Here is a 15,885-nt window from a genome sequence, read left to right on the forward strand (position 1 = left end):
CTCCCTGCTGCGTACGGACGGTTACGCGGGCTTCTCCTCCAGGCGCGGGAACAGCACCGCGCCCTTCGTCACCGTCGTGCCCGCGGGCAGCTGACCCCAGCGGCCCGCGTCCTGCACGCGCCGGCCGGCCAGGGCGCCCAGGGACGCCTCGGCGCCCAGGGACTCCCACAGCCTCTGCGAGGTGTCCGGCATCACGGAGTTCAGCAGGACCGCGACACCGCGCAGGGACTCGGCCGCCGTGTAGAGGATGGTCGCGAGCCGTGCCCGGCCCTCCGGCGACTCGTCCTTGGCGACCTTCCACGGCTCCTGCTCCGTGATGTAACCGTTGACCTGCTTCACGAAGTCGAAGATCGCCAGGATGCCGCCCTGGAAGTCCAGCTCCTCGCCGATCCTCAGGTCCGCCGTGGAGACGGCCCGCGCGAGGCCCTCCTGGACCGCCCGCTCGGCGTCACCGGACGCGGTGGCCTCCGGGAGCGCGCCGCCGAAGTACTTGCCGACCATGGCCGCGACCCGCGAGGCGAGGTTGCCGTAGTCGTTGGCCAGCTCCGAGGTGTAGCGGGCGCTGAAGTCCTCCCAGGAGAACGAGCCGTCGCTGCCGTACGCGATGGCCCGCAGGAAGTACCAGCGGTACGCGTCCACGCCGAAGTGCGAGGTCAGGTCCTGCGGCTTGATGCCCGTCAGGTTCGACTTGGACATCTTCTCGCCGCCGACCATCAGCCAGCCGTTGGCGACGACCTTGCCGGGGAGCGGCAGGCCCTGCGCCATCAGCATCGCCGGCCAGATGACCGAGTGGAAGCGCAGGATGTCCTTGCCGATCAGGTGCACGTCCGCCGGGAAGGTGCGGTCGAACTTCTCCTGGTCGGCGCCGTAGCCGACCGCCGTCGCGTAGTTCAGCAGCGCGTCGATCCACACGTAGATGACGTGCTTCGGGTCCCACGGCACCGGGACGCCCCAGTCGAACGTGGAACGCGAGATCGACAGGTCCTGCAGACCCTGCTTGACGAAGTTCACGATCTCGTTGCGAGCCGACTCGGGCTGGATGAAGCCCGGGTTGGCCGCGTAGAACTCCATGAGCTTCGGGCCGTACTCGCTCAGCTTGAAGAAGTAGTTCTCCTCCTTGAGGAGTTCCACCGGCTTCTTGTGGATCGGGCACAGCTTCGTGCCGTCCTCGGACTCGATCAGGTCGCCGGGGAGCTTGTACTCCTCGCAGCCCACGCAGTACGGGCCTTCGTACCCGCCCTTGTAGATCTGGCCCTTGTCGTACAGGTCCTGCACGAACTCCTGCACACGGTCGGTGTGCCGCTTCTCCGTCGTCCGGATGAAGTCGTCGTTCGCGATGTCGAGGTGCTCCCAGAGGGGCTTCCAGGCCTCCTCGACGAGCTTGTCGCACCAGGCCTGAGGGGTGACGTCGTTCGCCTCGGCCGTGCGCATGATCTTCTGACCGTGCTCGTCCGTGCCGGTGAGGTACCACACCTTCTCGCCGCGCTGACGGTGCCAGCGGGTGAGCACGTCGCCTGCGACGGTCGTGTAGGCGTGGCCCAGGTGAGGAGCGTCGTTGACGTAGTAAATGGGGGTCGATACGTAGAAACTCTTCACGCCGTCGCCCCCTTGCTTCTCGGATCCAGTGGCCGCCATGGTCGAAATCCTAACGGTCCGTGGGGGATCCACTCACATCGATAAACGCGGCCCCGCGCCCGGAGAGCTTCGCGAAACATCTTTTCCCGTACCGAAGACGCGTCCGGGAAGGAGTGGGCACGCGTGGACGGGGCGGGAGACCACTCGACGCGGGTACTTGTCGCGGAGGACGGAGAGATCCTGGCGGAGCCGGTGGCGGCCGGACTGCGGCGGGCCGGGTCCGCCGTCGACTCCGGTCCTCGCGACACCGGCCCGGTGGTGGCCGAGGGGACAGCGCGGGGTTCCGGTCTGTCGGTCGTAGGTTCTCTTGCGGTGCTCACGGCGGTACGGTCACGGCGGTACCCGGCCCGCGGGCGGGGTCGCCGTGACCGTACGGCTGCCGGTGGATCAGCTCCCGGCGACGACTCCGCGGGCGGCGGCCCAGGCGGGCAGCCCGGCGAGCACCTCCCGGTAGAACGTCGCGTCGGGCACCTCGCGCGGGGCGGGGCCGGCGTGGAAGAAGCCGGCGTTCTCGACGTCCAGCCTGCGCAGGAAGTCGAAGCCCTTCGCCTCCTCGTCACCGAACGCGACGAACTGGAAGAACAGCGGCAGCCGTGCCGCGTCCGCCAGGGCCTGCTTGGCCGCCTGCTTGGCGTCCGGCGCGCCGTCCGTCTGGAAGATCACGAGCGCCGGGCCCGAGGCCTCGGACTTCTCGTAGTGCGCGACGATCTCCTCGACGGCCCGGTGGTAGTTGGTACGTCCCAGCCGGCCGAGGCCCGCGTGCAGCTCGTCGATCCGGCCCTCGTGGGCGGTGAGGTCGATCGCTCCGGTGCCGTCGATGTCGGTCGAGAAGAAGACGACGGGCACGGTGGCGTCCGCGTCCAGGTGCGCGGCGAGCGCGAGGGTGCGGTCGCCGAGGTGCTGGGCACTTCCGTCCTTGTAGAACGGCCGCATGGATCCGGACCGGTCGAGGACCAGATACACGGTGGCCCGCAGCCCCGTCAGTCCGTGCGCCCTGAGACCGGCCTGCGCCGCCTTGTAGGGGGCGACGAGCTCGGGCGCGGCGGCCTTGACCCGGGCGAGGGTGGTGGCGGGCTTGCCGGTGACCGGTGCGGGCTCCGGTGCGGTCTGCGGTGCCGTCGCCGGGGCGGCCTCGGCGACCGGATCGGGAGCCGCCTCGGCGGCGGGCTCCGCCACCGCGGTGGCGGCCGGCTCTGCCTCGGCCGCGGCCGCGGCCGCGGCCGGTTCCTCGGGCTCGGCGGCGGGCTCCTTGGCGGCGGTCTTCTCAGTGGCGACCACGGCCTCGGCAGCGACCTCCTGGGGCGCGACCACGGCCTCGGCGGCGGGCTCCTCGGCGGCGGTCTTGGGCTCGGCGGCGGTCTTCTCAGTGGCGACCACGGCCTCGGCAGCGACCTCCTCGGGCGCGGCCACGGCCTCGGCGGCGGGCTCCTCCGCGGCGACCACGGCCTCGGGCTCGGCGGCGGGCTCCGGAGCGGACTCCGCCGCCTTCGGCGCCTCGGCCTCGGGCGCGCCGGCCGGCTCGGGCTCCGCCTCCTCGGCGGGCTCGGCGGGAGTCCCGGCGACCGCGGGGGCGGCCGGTCCGGCCTCCGCGACGGGCTCGGGCGCCGCGTCCGCCGCCGGCTCGGCAGCGGGAGCCTCGGCGGCGGCCCCGGCCTCCGGCTCAGCGGCCGTGCCGGGCACCGGCTCCGGGTCGATGTCGATCGTGATCGGTGACGCGGCGTCCGGCTCCGGCTCCGGCTCCGGCGCGGCGTCCGCCGTCTCCGTGGCCCGCTTCGCCTCGGGATCCGACCCCTGGGCAGGAACCGTCGGCGTGGGTGCGGAGGCGGAGGCGGGGGTCGACACAGACGTGGCGGCCGCCTTGTCGAAGGCCGCCGCCACGAGGTCCGATGCCGGTCCGTCCTCGCGTCCCGCAGTGGTGGTGGACCGGGCCGAAGAGGATGAGGCCGGGGCCGGTACCGAGGCCCTCGCGGGCTCGGCCGCCGAAGTGGTGGTCTCCGACTCCGGCTCCGTGGGCTGGGTGCGCTCGGCCTGGGGCGGGACGGTGGCCGTGGTCGGCTCGTCCTGCTCCGTGCGGCCGAACACCTTGCGCAGCAAGCTCCGAATGCCCATGGGCGAGGCCTTTCGCATGAGTTGGGTGCGATAAATGTCCGTACTGCGGGAATTGATCCCTGGCCAGGGCGGATACGTAAGGTTAGCGGCCGGATCCGGCCGTTCGGTGGTACGGCCCGCCCCTGCGTCAACCGAGCTCGAACCGAGCTCCGTCCGAGTCCCCCGCCGGCGCCCGGACGGGACCGGGAGGGCAGCGGTGTCCGGGACTTCACCCCCTGTTCACCGGCAGTCCCACGTGCCGCGTGAAGACGCACCTACCGTCACGCAGGACACACATACGGAGGGACGACAACGTGCGCAACCTGCTGCCGCTCATCAGCCCGCACCCGGGCGGGCGCTCTGCGCTGACCTGCCGCTACCGCTGCGGAGACGCCTGCTTCCACGAGGTACCCAACACCAGCGACAACGAGTACGCCGGCGACATCATCGCCGGTGCCCTGTCACGCCGGTCGATGATGCGCGCCGCCGCGGTGGTGACGGTCGCCGCCGCAGCCGGAACCGCCGCTCTCACCGGGCCCGGCGCCCCTCAGGCCGAGGCCGCACCGCTCGCCGGTCACCCCGGCAAGAAGCCGAAGCCCACCCCTTCGGGCGCACGGGGTCTGCGTTTCACCCCTGTCGCACCGAACAAGGACGACAAGGTCACCGTCCCCGACGGGTACGGCCAGAACGTCGTGATCCGCTGGGGCGAACCGATTCTGCGCGGTGCGCCCGCCTTCGACCCGGACAAGCAGTCCGCGAAGGCGCAGGCGGGTCAGTTCGGCTACAACAACGACTTCCTCTCCCTGCTCCCGCTGCGTGGGGAGCACGGCCGTCAGGTGATGGTCGCCAACCACGAGTACACGGACGAGATCCTGATGTTCCGTGGCTACGATCCGGCCAGCCCGACCCGTGAGCAGGTCGAGATCGCCTGGGCCGCGCACGGACTCTCCGTGGTCGTCGTCCAGGAGGAGAACCGCACCGGCAAGCTCGGCCCGGTCAACCGCCACCCGCTGAACCGGCGCCTCACCGCGACCAGCGAGTTCCAGGTCACCGGCCCGGCCGCGGGCAGCCCCCTGCTCCGTACCTCCGCCGACCCCACCGGGCGCAAGGTGCTCGGCACCCTCAACAACTGCGCGGGCGGCACGACCCCGTGGGGCACCACGCTGCACGGCGAGGAGAACTTCAACCAGTACTTCGCCAACGGCTCCCGCGACACCGACAAGCGCTACGGCATCGGGACGGCCGCCACGGAGCGCAAGTGGGAGCGTTTCGACAAGCGTTTCGACCTGGCGCAGGAGCCCAACGAGGCGCACCGCTTCGGCTGGGTCGTCGAACTCGACCCGTACGACCCCGATTCCACCCCCCGTAAGCGCACCGCGCTCGGCCGCTTCAAGCACGAGGCCGCGGAGCCCCGGCTGACCGCCGACGGCCGCCCGGTCGTCTACATGGGCGACGACGAGCGGTTCGACTACCTGTACAAGTTCGTCTCCAGCAAGCAGATGAAGAAGGGCAACTCGCGGGCCGCCCGCGAGCACAACCTCACGCTGCTGGACGAGGGCACGCTGTACGTCGCCAAGCTGACCGGTGACTCCCCGGCAGAGGAGTTCGACGGTTCGGGCAAGCTCCCCTCCGACGGCGAGTTCGACGGCAGCGGCGTCTGGATCCCGCTCGCCACGGGCAACACCTCGCACGTCCCCGGCATGACCGCCGAGGAGGTGTACGTCTTCACGCGCGTCGCAGGCGACAAGGTCGGCGCCACGAAGATGGACCGCCCCGAGGACGTCGAGCCGTCGCCGCGCACCGGCCGCGTCTACGTCGCCCTCACCAACAACACCGACCGCGGCAAGGCGGGCAAGCCCGGCGCCGACGAGGCCAACCCCCGCAACGCCAACAAGCACGGGCAGGTCCTGGAGCTCGCGGAGAACTGGGACGACGCGGCGGGCGACGGTTTCGCCTGGCGGCTGTTCCTCGTCGCGGGTGACCCGAACGACCCGGCGACGTACTACGCCGGATTCCCCAAGGAGAACGTCAGCCCCATCTCCTGCCCGGACAACGTGGCCTTCGACGACCACGGCAACCTGTGGATCTCCACGGACGGTGCCCAGCTCGGTTCGCACGACGGCCTGTTCGGAGTCGCGACGCAGGGCGAACGGCGGGGCGAGCTCAAGCAGTTCCTGACCGTGCCGTCCGGTGCCGAGACCTGCGGCCCGGTGATCCAGGACCGCCGGGTCCTGGTGGCCGTGCAGCACCCGGGCGAGATCGACGGCGCGTCCGTCGAGAAGCCGGCGAGCAGCTGGCCGGACGGACCCGGCAAGATCGTCCGGCCGTCCGTCGTCGCCGTGTGGCGCAAGGACGGCGGCGACATCGGCGTCTGATCCCGGAAAATCCGGGGACCCGGGAACGGGCAGAGACACCTGGCATCGGGCCCGCACCCCCGCGGTGCGGGCCCGATGTGCGTCGTCCACCGCCGACGGCCCGGAGGACGAGTCCGAAAGCCGCACCCGTGAGGGCGCCTCGCCGGACTAGAGTCGGGTGCATGGTTTCCGGTGAGGCGCCGCAGGCGCAGGGAAGCGTCCGGGTCGACGTGTGGATCTGGTCGGTCCGGCTGACCAAGACCCGGTCGCAGGCGGCTGCCGCCTGCCGGGCAGGGCACGTGCGGGTCAACGGCGAGCGTGCCAAGCCGGCCCAGGCCCTGCACACGGGCGATGAGGTAAGGCTCCGGCACGCGGGCCGGGACCGGATCGTGGTCGTCTCGAAGATCGTGAAGAAGCGCGTCGGACCGCCGGTCGCGGTGGAGTGCTTCGTCGACAACAGCCCGCCCCCGCCGCCCCGTGAGGCCGCGATCCAGGTGCCGGTCCGCGACCGGGGCACGGGCCGCCCGACCAAGCGGGACCGGCGCGAGATGGAACGGCTCCAGAGCCGGGGCCCGGACCCCTCCTGAGGAGGTCCCGCCACGGAGGGCTCCTCATCCCTCGTAGCCCTCCACCTCCCGCGCGGGGCGGACCTTCGCCGCCGAGGGGTCCCCGCCGGACTCGCTGAGCGCGCGCCGCTGCCGCAGCAGGTCCCAGCACTGGTCGAGCTGGACCTCCACCTCCCGGAGCCGTGACCGCTCCTCGGCACAGAGGCCCAGGTCCGCGGTCGAGCGGGCGCGCAGGGCGCGCTCCTCGGAGACCAGCGCGTCGATGTCCTCGAAGATGTCCTGCTCGCCCATGGCGCTCCTCCTGCCCCCATCCGTACCGGGCGACGCGCGCCGGACCGACGCGCGTCAGATGACGAAGACGGTCTTGCCGCGCGCCCCGCCCGCACGGTTCTGGGCGAGTGCCTGCGGGGCCTTCTCCAGCGGGAGCTCGGTGTCGATGGGCACGCTCAGCTCCCCACGCGCGGCCCCCGCGGCCAGGGCGTCGAGCAGTGCGCCGGCCGGCGCGAGCCGGAAGTCGACCCAGGCGACACCGGCCGGAGCGGCGACCCCGCGGGTGGTGACGGCGACCCCGCCGTCCCGCACCAGGGCCGTGTGCGCGGCGAATTCGGCGGGGTCGGTGGAGACCAGGTCGACGAGCGCGTCGACGCCCTCCGGGTACAGCCCCGCCACCGCCGCTTCCAGTGCGCCGGGGTCGGAGGTCGTGTCCACGGTGACCGCGGCGCCGAGCGCCCCCATCCGCCGCTTCTCCTCGCCCCGCACCGCCGCGACGACCCCGATGGAGCGGGCCGCCGCGAGCTGGGTCAGGAAGCTGCCGACCCCGCCCGCCGCACCGATGACCAGCAGGCTCCGGCCGCTGCGGACCGCCGTGCTCCCCAGGATCTGCGCCGCGGTCGTCCCGGCGGACGGGAGCGCCGCCGCGGTCCTGAGCGGCAGATCGCGCGGGACCAGGGCGATCGGGGAGTCCTGCGGTACGCACACGTACTCGCTGTACGCCCCGCAGCGTCCCACCGGCGGTGCCGTCACCCGGCCGAACACGGGGTCGCCGACCCGGAAGCGGTTCTCGCCGCTGCCGATCATGTCCACCCGGCCCGCGAAGTCGGTTCCGACGATCAGCGGGAAGGCGTGCGGTGCCACGCCGTCCAGGGCGCCGTCCGTCATCTGCCAGTCGAGCGGATTGAGGGCCGCGTACTCGACCTTCACCCGGACCTCGCCCGCGGCCGGATCAGGTTTCGGCACCTCGACGAGACAGGGCTCCGCACAGAACGTGCTGACAGCGATGGCTCGCATATGGCAGGCCTCCCGGTCGCCCCCCTGCTCTCACGCATCCCACTGTCGCCCGGCCCACCCGCCCGCGCATGTCGGGCCCGTGCCCCGTGCGGGGCCGGCGGGACGAACGGCGCGTGGTGGCCGGTCCGTCCGGATCGGGGGAACGGGCGGACCGTCGGAGAAGCCGTCGCCGGCCAGGACGGCCGATCCCCCTCCGCCGGCCGACCGCCTACCGCCCCGTGGCCCCGCGTGCCGTCAGGATCCGTCCCGTGACCCCGCCGATCACCAGGACCGCCCCCACCAGGAGCACGATCCACACCGTCGTCCGCAGCGAGGCGGTCAGCGCGTCGTACACCGCCGCGGCCCCGTCCCGGTCGCTGCCCGGGACCTGGTCCAGCACCCTGGCGCGGCCCGCCGCGACCAGGACGCGCAGCACGATCGCGCCGAGTACGAAACCGCCCCCGGCCACGGCGGCGGCCCCCAGCGCGGCCCGCGCGCCGACCCGTACGAGCACGACAGCCGGCGCCAGGACGAGGAGCACCACCGTGCCGACGGCCGGCCGGATGCCGAGGGACCGCAGCCATCGGAACGAGGTCCGCAGCTCGTCCGCGCGGTCGGCGGTCAGCACCGTGATCGAGGTGTCCCGGACCGGGATCAGGCCGGCGAAGGGAACGCCGTCGCCGATCAGTTCCTGTCGGACCCCTTCGATCACCGGCGCCAGATCGATCGTCACGGCCTGCCCGCCGTCCCCGTGCAGTGCGGCGGTCACGGCCTCGTGCGCCGTCCGGTTCGCGGTGTCCCAGGCCCGCTGGAACGTCTCGGTCGTCGTGAACGACCGCGCGGCCTCGTGCACGAACTGCGCGACGGTCTCCTGGAACGGGCCGACGTCGATGTTCTCCATCGCCTCGTCGGTGATCACCGACGCCACGGTGTTGCGCACATCGGGGTCGGAGGCCAGCGGTGAGACGGCCGCGAGATAGCGGTCGGCGTCGTCGAGCTCCAGATCGACCCAGGCGGAGAGCGCGCTCACCGGGACCAGCACGGTGAGCAGCACGAGCAGTACCGCCGGGAGAGCCGCTGAGAGAGAGGTCCGCACAGCCCCAGACAATCCCGTACGGCGGCAGGGCGCTCCGGGCCGTACGCCATTCGAGTTGCCGGGCGGCGCGGCAGGGTGTGCTCTGGAGGAACGGACCGACGGACGGGGGCGAGGTAAGGAGCTGTCCGATGGCCACACACCCGACGATGCCGGTGCGCCGGCACAGCCGTACCCGCACGCCGGCACGGCGCGGACACGGCGCGACCGCGTGGGCGCTGCCCCTCACCCTGGGCGTGATCCTCGGATTCTGGGCCTTCTTCATCCGGCGGGACGGCGGTGCGACCACCGCCGGGCAGATCTGGCTCGGCGTCGTCTCCGGGGTGGCCTTCGCCGTGCTCTGCTTCCTGCTGGGCCGGACGCAGCGGGCCCTGCCGCGCGAACTCAGGGCGGCGGCGTACGGCGCGCTGGCCGGGATCGCGATCGGCTTCCTGTACAGCCTGAACGACAACAGCGTGCTGTCGTCGGCCGTGCTGGGCCTGGTGGTCGGAGCGGGGGTGTTCCTCTCGGCGTTCTATCTCTTCTACACGCACGAGGACTGAGCGCGGCGCCCATGAACACCGGACTGGCCGTCGAGACCACGCAGCTGGTGAAGGTCTTCGGCGACGACCACGCGGTGGACGGCGTCGATCCCGCCGTCCCGGCCGGCACGTCTACGGGGTCCTCGGACCCAGCGGCGCCGGGAAGAGCCGACGCTGTGTCGGTGCGGTGACCATGCGGCTCTACAAACGGAAGTGACCGTGGGGCGCGACGCCGGTGACGACGGGGAGACGGAAACGGGCGGGCCACCGCAGAGGGTGGCCCGCCCGCAGCGTCACCACGTCACATCCTCACTGTCAGTCGTGGACGACGGTGACCGGGCAGGAGGCGTGCTGGGTGACGTGCAGGCTGACCGAGCCGAGCAGGGTCGCCTTGAAGCCGCTGTATCCGCGGGCGCCGACGACCAGCAGGTTCGCGCCCTTCGCCCGCTCCAGCAGGGTCTGCGCCGGATTGCCGATCACCACGATCTTCTCCACCGCCGCCGCGCCCTGGGCGCCGAGGGCCTCCTCCAGCGCCTCGTTGAGCGCGACGGTCGCCACGGACTGCGGATCGAAGTCCTCCGGCATGCCCGGCATCATGGACGCCCAACTGGTCGCGGGGTACTCCCAGCTGTTGACCGCCTCGACCGTGTCACCGGTGAGTTCGGCCTGGCGCACGGCCCAGCGCAACGCCTTGATCGACGCGTCCGAGCCGTCCACGCCTACGACGATCCTGCCCATGTCTGCCTCCGTCTGTTCGTCACGCACGGCCTGCGTCTCACGATCCGTCTATCCGTGACGACTCTAGTCAAGGCGGGCACACGTGGATCCGGGGGGCCCGTGCCTCGGCTCAGTTCACCCGCAGGTCGGCGAGTTGCTGGGCGAACGGCACGAGCGCGTCCTCGCCGTCGTCGAGCGTGAGCGCCCGGGACGCCCCGGAGACGGTCCGCCCGGTGACGGCGGAGGCGAGCTCGCCGCCCGCGCGCCGGATCCGGGACGGCAGCCCCTCGGTGTACTCGTCGCCGGACGAGCCCCAGTCCTCCGAGGCGGCGTACACGGACGTCGGCAGTACGACGGCCCGCAGGTAGGCGAAGAGCGGGCGCATGGCGTGCTCCAGGACCAGCGAGTGCCGGGGTGTGCCGCCGGTCGCCGCGATGACGACGGGCTTGCCGGTCAGGGCGGTGTGGTCGACCAGGTCGAAGAACGACTTGAACAGTCCGCTGTACGAGGCCGTGAACACGGGCGACACGGCGATCAGCCCGTCCGCCCCGGTCACGGTGTCGATCGCTTCCTTCAGACCGGCCGGCGGGAACCCGGTGACCAGGTGGTTCGCGATGTCCACGGCCAGGCCGCGCAGCTCGACGACCTGTACCTCGACCCTGCGGTCCTGGACGGCGGTCAGCCGCTCGCGGGCGGCCTCGGCGAGCCGGTCGGCCAGCAGCCGGGTGGACGAGGGGCTGCTGAGCCCGGCCGCGACGGCCACGATCTTCAGGGGGGTGGTGGGGAACACGTTACTCAGACCTCCTTCGAGGCGGCGGCGGTACGGGCGGCGGTGACCGCGGGGTGGACGGGGGCGTCCGGCACACCGGCCGGGCGCAGGGCGGCGAATTCCTTGCGCAGCACGGGGACGACCTCCTCGCCGAGGATGTCGAGCTGCTCCAGGACCGTCTTGAGCGGCAGTCCCGCGTGGTCCATCAGGAACAGCTGGCGCTGGTAGTCGCCGACGGCGTCCCGGAAGGACAGGGTCCGCTCGATGACCTCCTGCGGGGAGCCGACGGTCAGCGGTGTCTGCTGGGTGAAGTCCTCCAGGGAGGGGCCGTGCCCGTAGACCGGGGCGTTGTCGAAGTAGGGGCGGAACTCCCGCACCGCGTCCTGCGAGTTCTTCCGCATGAACACCTGGCCGCCGAGGCCGACGATGGCCTGCTCGGCCGTGCCGTGCCCGTAATGGGCGTAACGGCGGCGGTAGAGGCCGACCATCTTCCGGGTGTGCTCCATGGGCCAGAAGATGTTGTTGTGGAAGAAGCCGTCGCCGTAGTAGGCGGCCTGCTCGGCGATCTCCGGGGAGCGGATCGAGCCGTGCCAGACGAACGGCGGGATGCCGTCCAGCGGGCGCGGGGTCGCGGTGAAGGACTGCAGCGGTGTGCGGAACTTCCCCTCCCAGTCCACGACGTCCTCGCGCCACAGCTTGTGCAGCAGGGCGTAGTTCTCGACCGCGAGCGGGATGCCCTCACGGATGTCCTTGCCGAACCACGGGTAGACGGGCCCGGTGTTGCCGCGGCCCGTCATCAGGTCGACACGGCCGTCCGCGAGGTGCTGGAGCGTGGCGTAGTCCTCGGCGATCTTCACCGGGTCGTTGGTGGTGATCAGGGTGGTGGACGTGGAGAGGATCAGCTTCTCGGTGCGGGCGGCGAGGTAGCCGAGCGTGGTCGTCGGCGACGACGGGACGAACGGCGGGTTGTGGTGCTCGCCGGTCGCGAAGACGTCCAGGCCCACTTCCTCGGCCTTGAGCGCGATCGCGAGGGTCGCCTTGATCCGCTCGTTCTCGCTCGGTGTCGTACCGGTGGTGGGGTCGGTGGTGACGTCCCCGACGGTGAAGATCCCGAACTGCATGGCGCCCGCCTCCTGAAGGTGTTGAACGAGGGTTGTTGAATGTTGAACTATCCGGACACACCCTACAACGGGAGACCCCCGCCCCCTATTCCCGCCCGCACCCGGGGCGCGGACCCGTGGCTGCGTACTCTGGAGGGGAGGCCGTGCCGCGGGGCGGCAGGGCGAAAGGGGTACGCGCGCATGGCCGAGAGTGAACGCTGGAAGGAGCGCAGCGTCGCCCTGCGCGTCTTCGTCTACATCTTCGCGACGCATCTCTTCGCCGGTTTCCTCATGGTGCTGTTCTACGTGGGCGGCCACGGGGGAGAGTGAGGCAGGCCGCCGCGCCCGGCCCCGTCCCGCCGCACCTCCCCGGATGACTCCAGGACGAGTGCCGGGCGCGCTCCACGCGGCGGACGCGGTTCGGCCGCCGATCCGGCGCGAGGCGACCCGTGCCCTGTACACTCACCCCATGACCTCCGTACCGTGCCGGAACTGGTGGCGCTCCTCCTAGGAGCGGCCTCCCTCATCTGCGCGGAACCAGGGCCGTTCGATCATGGACGGCCCTTTCTGCTGCCCCGGTGCCCCACGGCGCGGGCCGTCCTCCACGCACACACCACCGCGAGGAGAGCCCCCGTGACCACGACCACCGACCTCGACCTGCCCCTCCACCCCGCCCAGCTGCGCAGTGCCGAGCTGGAGCGGCAACTGGCCCAGGACCCCGCCCGTTTCCGTGTCCTCACCGGTGACCGGCCCACCGGGGCCCTCCACCTCGGCCACTACTTCGGCACCCTCCACAACCGGGTGCGCCTCCAGGACCTCGGTGTGGACGTCTTCGTCCTCATCGCCGACTACCAGGTCCTCACCGACCGGGACGTCGCCGAGCGCCTCACCGCACATGTGGAGGGGCTGCTGCTGGACTATCTGGCCGTCGGGATCGACCCCGCCCGTACGACGGTGTTCAACCACAGCGCCGTACCGGCCCTCAACCAGCTCCTGCTGCCGTTCCTCTCCCTCGTCTCCGTAGCCGAGCTCGGCCGCAACCCCACCGTCAAGGACGAGATCACGCACTCCCGGCAGTCAGCCGTCAGCGGGCTCATGTACACCTACCCGGTGCACCAGGCCGCCGACATCCTCTTCTGCAAGGGAAACCTCGTGCCCGTCGGGCAGGACCAGCTGCCCCACCTGGAGGTCACCCGCACCGTCGCCCGGCGCTTCAACGAGCGGTACGGCGCGGTCTTCCCGGAACCCGACGCCCTGCTCTCCGCCACCCCCCTGCTGCTCGGCACCGACGGCACCAAGATGAGCAAGAGCCGGAACAACTCCGTCACGCTCGGTGCGAGCGAGGACGAGACCGCCCGGCTGATCAAGGGCGCCACCACCGACGCCGACCGGCACATCACCTACGACCCCGGGACCAGGCCCGGAGTGTCCGGCCTGGTGCTGCTGGCCGCGCTCTGTCTCGGCCGGGACCCGCATGCCGTCGCCGCGGACATCGGGAGCGGCGGCGCCGCCGTCCTGAAGCGGACGGTGACGGACGCGGTCAACGCGACGATGGCCCCGATCCGCGCCAGGCGTGCCGCGTACGCGCAGGACATGGGGTACGTCCGGGACGTCCTGCGTGCCGGGAACGAGCGGGCGAACGCCATCGCCGAGGAGACGCTGGACGAGGTGCGGCGGGCGATGGGCATGCTCCGCTGACCTGCCCGTCCCCGGGGTCCGGCCGTGCGGCGGGACCCCGCGGTGCGGCTGCCCGTCGTGGCAGGGCGGGCGGCCCCTAGCGGCGGGCCGCCGCCCGCTGCCGGCGCAGCAGCTCCGCCAGGCCCCGCCGGGTCGCGGCGATCACGACCCGGTCCTCCCGCCGCAGCACGTAGCCCGGATGCAGGTCCCAGACCAGCCCGGACGGCCGGTCCGCCGCGCCGGGGCCGGAGGGGTCGTACGGCCAGGCGGCGGCCAGGTCCGGGTGGCGGTCGGCCGGCGGCGTGGCGTCCAGGGCCAGGACCCGCCAGGAGCCCGGGCGGAACGCCTGCTCGACGGTGCGGCCCTCCAGCTGCGGGTGGCCTCCCACCTCCAGGGCGGCGAACAGCATCACCTTGCGCTCGACGGGGACCGCGCCGAGGATCTGGCGTCCCATCATGGCGACCGCGAACGAGGGGGCGGCCAGATGGGACACCGACCGGGAGCGGGTCAGCGCCTGCGGGTGGGCCGTGCGCAGGGTGCGGTAGACGGCGGTCGCGAACTCGTCGTCGTACAGGCGCAGTGCCACCCGCAGGTCAGGCTTCACCGAGCGGGCGTACAGGGCTGCTTCGAGGTTCGTCGTGTCGATGCTGGTCAGGGCGAGCAGGGCGTGGGCCCGGTGGATCTTGGCGGCTTCCAGGACGCCTTCCTGGGTGACGTCCCCGATGACCGTCGGCACGTGCAGGCTGCGCGCCAGCGGGATGCCGCGCGCCTCCGGGTCCTCCTCGACGACGACCACGGGGATGTTCATCTCGCGCAGCCGCACGAGCACCCTCGTGCCGATCTTGCCGAGGCCCAGGAGCACCACGTGGCCGGACAGGCCCCGGGGCGGGCGGCGCAGCCCCGACGCGGTGCGCAGCGCGCCGAACGCCTCCAGGACGGCGGCGACCAGCAGGGGCAGGAGCAGGAGCCCGGCCGTCCCGGACAGGAGCTGGATGATCCGGCGGGAGGCCGGTGCCGTGTCCTCCGCGGGGTCGCCCATCGCGAGCAGGTCGAGCAGCGTGAGGTAGGCGGCGTGGAGCGGGCTGTCGCCCGTGGTCACGACCGAGGCGACCGCCAGGGCCACGACGGCCGCCGCGACGCCCGCCGCCGACCAGCGCAGCCTGCGCGAGAAGATGTGGCCCAGCGGAGCGCCCCTGCCGCCCATCCGCGCCGGGGCGCGGTCCGGCCCCGCCTGGCGGATGGCTTCCAGCACCACCGTGCCCCGGCCGGTCGCCGCGGCCACCGTGGCCCGGTCGGGCAGGAGCTGGGGTCCCTCGGCGCCGCTGCTGTCGGAGCCCTCGGTGCCCGCCGGGTCGTGGGTGGTGGAGGAGAGCAGGGCCAGGGTGCACAGGCCGGGGTCGGCGAGCTCGCCCTGCCGGGGCGGGGTGCGTTCGGCGGCGCGCAGGAGCAGGCCCTCGGCCTGGATGACCTTGCTGCTTCCGGTCACCGCGGTGGCGGCGAGGGCCGGGGCGGCGGTGTCGGCGTCGGACAGGACGGTCGTGGAGGTGTCCAGGGCGGCCGGGTCGAGACCGGGCATGGCCACGGCGGCGGCCTGGTCGAGCAGGGTCTCCAGGTGCTGGCCGAGCTTGCGGTTGTAGAGCCGGATGACCAGCCGCAGACGCGGGTTGAGACGCCGGGCGGTCAGCGCGGCCCGGATGTTGCGCTCGTCGTCCTCGTAGACGAGGGCGAGGGCGGCGGCCCGGTCGACGCCCGCTTCCTCCAGCACCTCGTCGGAGGGCTCGGGGGCCTCCATGATGCGTACCGCCTCGACCCCTGCGTTGGTGTCGTCGGCGCTCCCCGCCGCCCCGTTGCGGTTCATCGCCGCCGACATCCGGCCGAACAGGGCTGCCGCACGGGCCCGTTGGGTCAGCGGCAGGTCGGGCCGGGTGGTGTCGCGGCCCGGCGGGAGGAGGAGGGTGACCCGCTCCCCGTACACGTAGCGCAGCTCCACGGCGAGGCGCCGGGCCAGGGTGTCGTCGCCGCAGACCACCATGTGGCCACTGACGGTGGGGTGTTGAGCCTGTTGCGGGAGTGGGGGCACGAAACCCAGCATGCCTTGT

Annotated in this window: 14 protein-coding genes and 2 pseudogenes; 7 read left to right on the plus strand and 9 right to left on the minus strand. The window is 72.4% G+C overall.

Annotated features, from left to right (window positions below; all coding sequences use genetic code 11):
- Positions 1–21: 21 nt before the first annotated feature.
- Positions 22–1,635, minus strand: coding sequence for a methionine--tRNA ligase (metG, locus tag AB0F38_RS23465; RefSeq protein ID WP_361896657.1), 1,614 nt, complete (start codon positions 1,633–1,635; stop codon positions 22–24).
- Positions 1,636–1,914: 279 nt separating this feature from the next.
- On the opposite strand from metG, the pseudogene AB0F38_RS23470 reads away from it, so the two are divergent.
- Positions 1,915–2,089, plus strand: a pseudogene (locus tag AB0F38_RS23470) (two-component sensor histidine kinase); the annotation flags it as partial.
- On the opposite strand, the gene AB0F38_RS23475 reads toward AB0F38_RS23470, so the two are convergent.
- Complete coding sequence (locus tag AB0F38_RS23475) at positions 2,023–3,744, minus strand: VWA domain-containing protein (protein ID WP_361896660.1); 1,722 nt, start codon at positions 3,742–3,744, stop codon at positions 2,023–2,025. The pseudogene AB0F38_RS23470 and the gene AB0F38_RS23475 sit on opposite strands and share 67 nt — an antisense overlap.
- Before the next feature lie 293 nt (positions 3,745–4,037).
- Here AB0F38_RS23475 and AB0F38_RS23480 point away from each other — a divergent pair, with 293 nt between their 5' ends.
- A complete protein-coding gene (locus AB0F38_RS23480) occupies positions 4,038–6,098 on the plus strand; it encodes a PhoX family phosphatase (RefSeq protein WP_361896663.1) in 2,061 nt (686 codons plus the stop codon).
- Between the two features lie 161 nt (positions 6,099–6,259).
- A complete protein-coding gene (locus tag AB0F38_RS23485; protein WP_361896666.1) occupies positions 6,260–6,664 on the plus strand; it encodes an RNA-binding S4 domain-containing protein in 405 nt (134 codons plus the stop codon).
- 24 nt (positions 6,665–6,688) lie between these two features.
- On the opposite strand, the gene AB0F38_RS23490 is transcribed toward AB0F38_RS23485, so the two are convergent.
- The 3 genes from AB0F38_RS23490 to AB0F38_RS23500 all read right to left on the minus strand — a co-directional run bounded on the left by AB0F38_RS23490 (position 6,689) and on the right by AB0F38_RS23500 (position 9,005).
- Entirely contained in the window at positions 6,689–6,934 is a 246-nt protein-coding gene (locus AB0F38_RS23490) for a DUF2630 family protein (protein ID WP_361896669.1), read from the minus strand.
- A gap of 54 nt (positions 6,935–6,988) precedes the next feature.
- The gene (locus AB0F38_RS23495; RefSeq protein WP_361896671.1) at positions 6,989–7,930 is read right to left on the minus strand and encodes an NADP-dependent oxidoreductase; all 942 of its coding nucleotides are present in this window, start codon (positions 7,928–7,930) and stop codon (positions 6,989–6,991) included.
- A gap of 208 nt (positions 7,931–8,138) precedes the next feature.
- Complete coding sequence (locus AB0F38_RS23500; RefSeq protein WP_361896674.1) at positions 8,139–9,005, minus strand: hypothetical protein; 867 nt, start codon at positions 9,003–9,005, stop codon at positions 8,139–8,141.
- A gap of 128 nt (positions 9,006–9,133) precedes the next feature.
- On the opposite strand from AB0F38_RS23500, the gene AB0F38_RS23505 reads away from it, so the two are divergent.
- Together AB0F38_RS23505 and AB0F38_RS23510 are read left to right on the plus strand one after the other, a co-directional pair.
- Positions 9,134–9,544 carry a hypothetical protein gene (locus AB0F38_RS23505; protein WP_361896677.1) on the plus strand — a complete coding sequence of 137 codons (411 nt, stop codon included), beginning with the start codon at positions 9,134–9,136 and terminating at the stop codon, positions 9,542–9,544.
- 11 nt (positions 9,545–9,555) lie between these two features.
- Positions 9,556–9,692: pseudogene (locus tag AB0F38_RS23510) on the plus strand (daunorubicin/doxorubicin resistance ABC transporter ATP-binding protein DrrA); the annotation flags it as partial.
- Between the two features lie 146 nt (positions 9,693–9,838).
- On the opposite strand, the gene AB0F38_RS23515 reads toward AB0F38_RS23510, so the two are convergent.
- From AB0F38_RS23515 to AB0F38_RS23525, 3 genes are all read right to left on the minus strand, one after another.
- The gene (locus tag AB0F38_RS23515) at positions 9,839–10,261 is read right to left on the minus strand and encodes a universal stress protein (RefSeq protein ID WP_361896887.1); all 423 of its coding nucleotides are present in this window, start codon (positions 10,259–10,261) and stop codon (positions 9,839–9,841) included.
- Between the two features lie 109 nt (positions 10,262–10,370).
- Complete coding sequence (locus tag AB0F38_RS23520) at positions 10,371–11,030, minus strand: FMN reductase (RefSeq protein WP_361896680.1); 660 nt, start codon at positions 11,028–11,030, stop codon at positions 10,371–10,373.
- A 5-nt stretch (positions 11,031–11,035) separates the two neighbouring features.
- Positions 11,036–12,130, minus strand: coding sequence for an LLM class flavin-dependent oxidoreductase (locus tag AB0F38_RS23525; RefSeq protein ID WP_361896682.1), 1,095 nt, complete (start codon positions 12,128–12,130; stop codon positions 11,036–11,038).
- A 180-nt stretch (positions 12,131–12,310) separates the two neighbouring features.
- Between AB0F38_RS23525 and AB0F38_RS23530 the strand changes: the two genes are divergently transcribed.
- Together AB0F38_RS23530 and trpS are read left to right on the plus strand one after the other, a co-directional pair.
- The gene (locus AB0F38_RS23530) at positions 12,311–12,439 is read left to right on the plus strand and encodes a DUF6126 family protein (protein WP_361896685.1); all 129 of its coding nucleotides are present in this window, start codon (positions 12,311–12,313) and stop codon (positions 12,437–12,439) included.
- A gap of 303 nt (positions 12,440–12,742) precedes the next feature.
- Positions 12,743–13,807 carry a tryptophan--tRNA ligase gene (trpS, locus tag AB0F38_RS23535; protein WP_361896688.1) on the plus strand — a complete coding sequence of 355 codons (1,065 nt, stop codon included), beginning with the start codon at positions 12,743–12,745 and terminating at the stop codon, positions 13,805–13,807.
- A gap of 76 nt (positions 13,808–13,883) precedes the next feature.
- Here trpS and AB0F38_RS23540 read toward each other — a convergent pair whose 3' ends face one another.
- Entirely contained in the window at positions 13,884–15,878 is a 1,995-nt protein-coding gene (locus tag AB0F38_RS23540; RefSeq protein WP_361896691.1) for an NAD-binding protein, read from the minus strand.
- Positions 15,879–15,885 lie beyond the last annotated feature (7 nt).

Source organism: Streptomyces sp. NPDC025273, from assembly GCF_040638585.1.
GTDB classification, from domain to species: domain Bacteria; phylum Actinomycetota; class Actinomycetes; order Streptomycetales; family Streptomycetaceae; genus Streptomyces; species Streptomyces cinereorectus.

Bases quoted from the DNA above. Each gene is read 5' to 3' on its own strand.
- metG (WP_361896657.1), bottom strand. From the start codon at position 1,635: ATGGCGGCCACTGGATCCGAGAAGCAAGGGGGCGACGGCGTGAAGAGT.
- AB0F38_RS23475 (WP_361896660.1), bottom strand. From the start codon at position 3,744: ATGGGCATTCGGAGCTTGCTGCGCAAGGTGTTCGGCCGCACGGAGCAG.
- AB0F38_RS23485 (WP_361896666.1), top strand. From the start codon at position 6,260: ATGGTTTCCGGTGAGGCGCCGCAGGCGCAGGGAAGCGTCCGGGTCGAC.
- AB0F38_RS23490 (WP_361896669.1), bottom strand. From the start codon at position 6,934: ATGGGCGAGCAGGACATCTTCGAGGACATCGACGCGCTGGTCTCCGAG.
- AB0F38_RS23495 (WP_361896671.1), bottom strand. From the start codon at position 7,930: ATGCGAGCCATCGCTGTCAGCACGTTCTGTGCGGAGCCCTGTCTCGTC.
- AB0F38_RS23505 (WP_361896677.1), top strand. From the start codon at position 9,134: ATGGCCACACACCCGACGATGCCGGTGCGCCGGCACAGCCGTACCCGC.
- AB0F38_RS23515 (WP_361896887.1), bottom strand. From the start codon at position 10,261: ATGGGCAGGATCGTCGTAGGCGTGGACGGCTCGGACGCGTCGATCAAG.
- AB0F38_RS23525 (WP_361896682.1), bottom strand. From the start codon at position 12,130: ATGCAGTTCGGGATCTTCACCGTCGGGGACGTCACCACCGACCCCACC.
- AB0F38_RS23530 (WP_361896685.1), top strand. From the start codon at position 12,311: ATGGCCGAGAGTGAACGCTGGAAGGAGCGCAGCGTCGCCCTGCGCGTC.
- AB0F38_RS23540 (WP_361896691.1), bottom strand. From the start codon at position 15,878: ATGCTGGGTTTCGTGCCCCCACTCCCGCAACAGGCTCAACACCCCACC.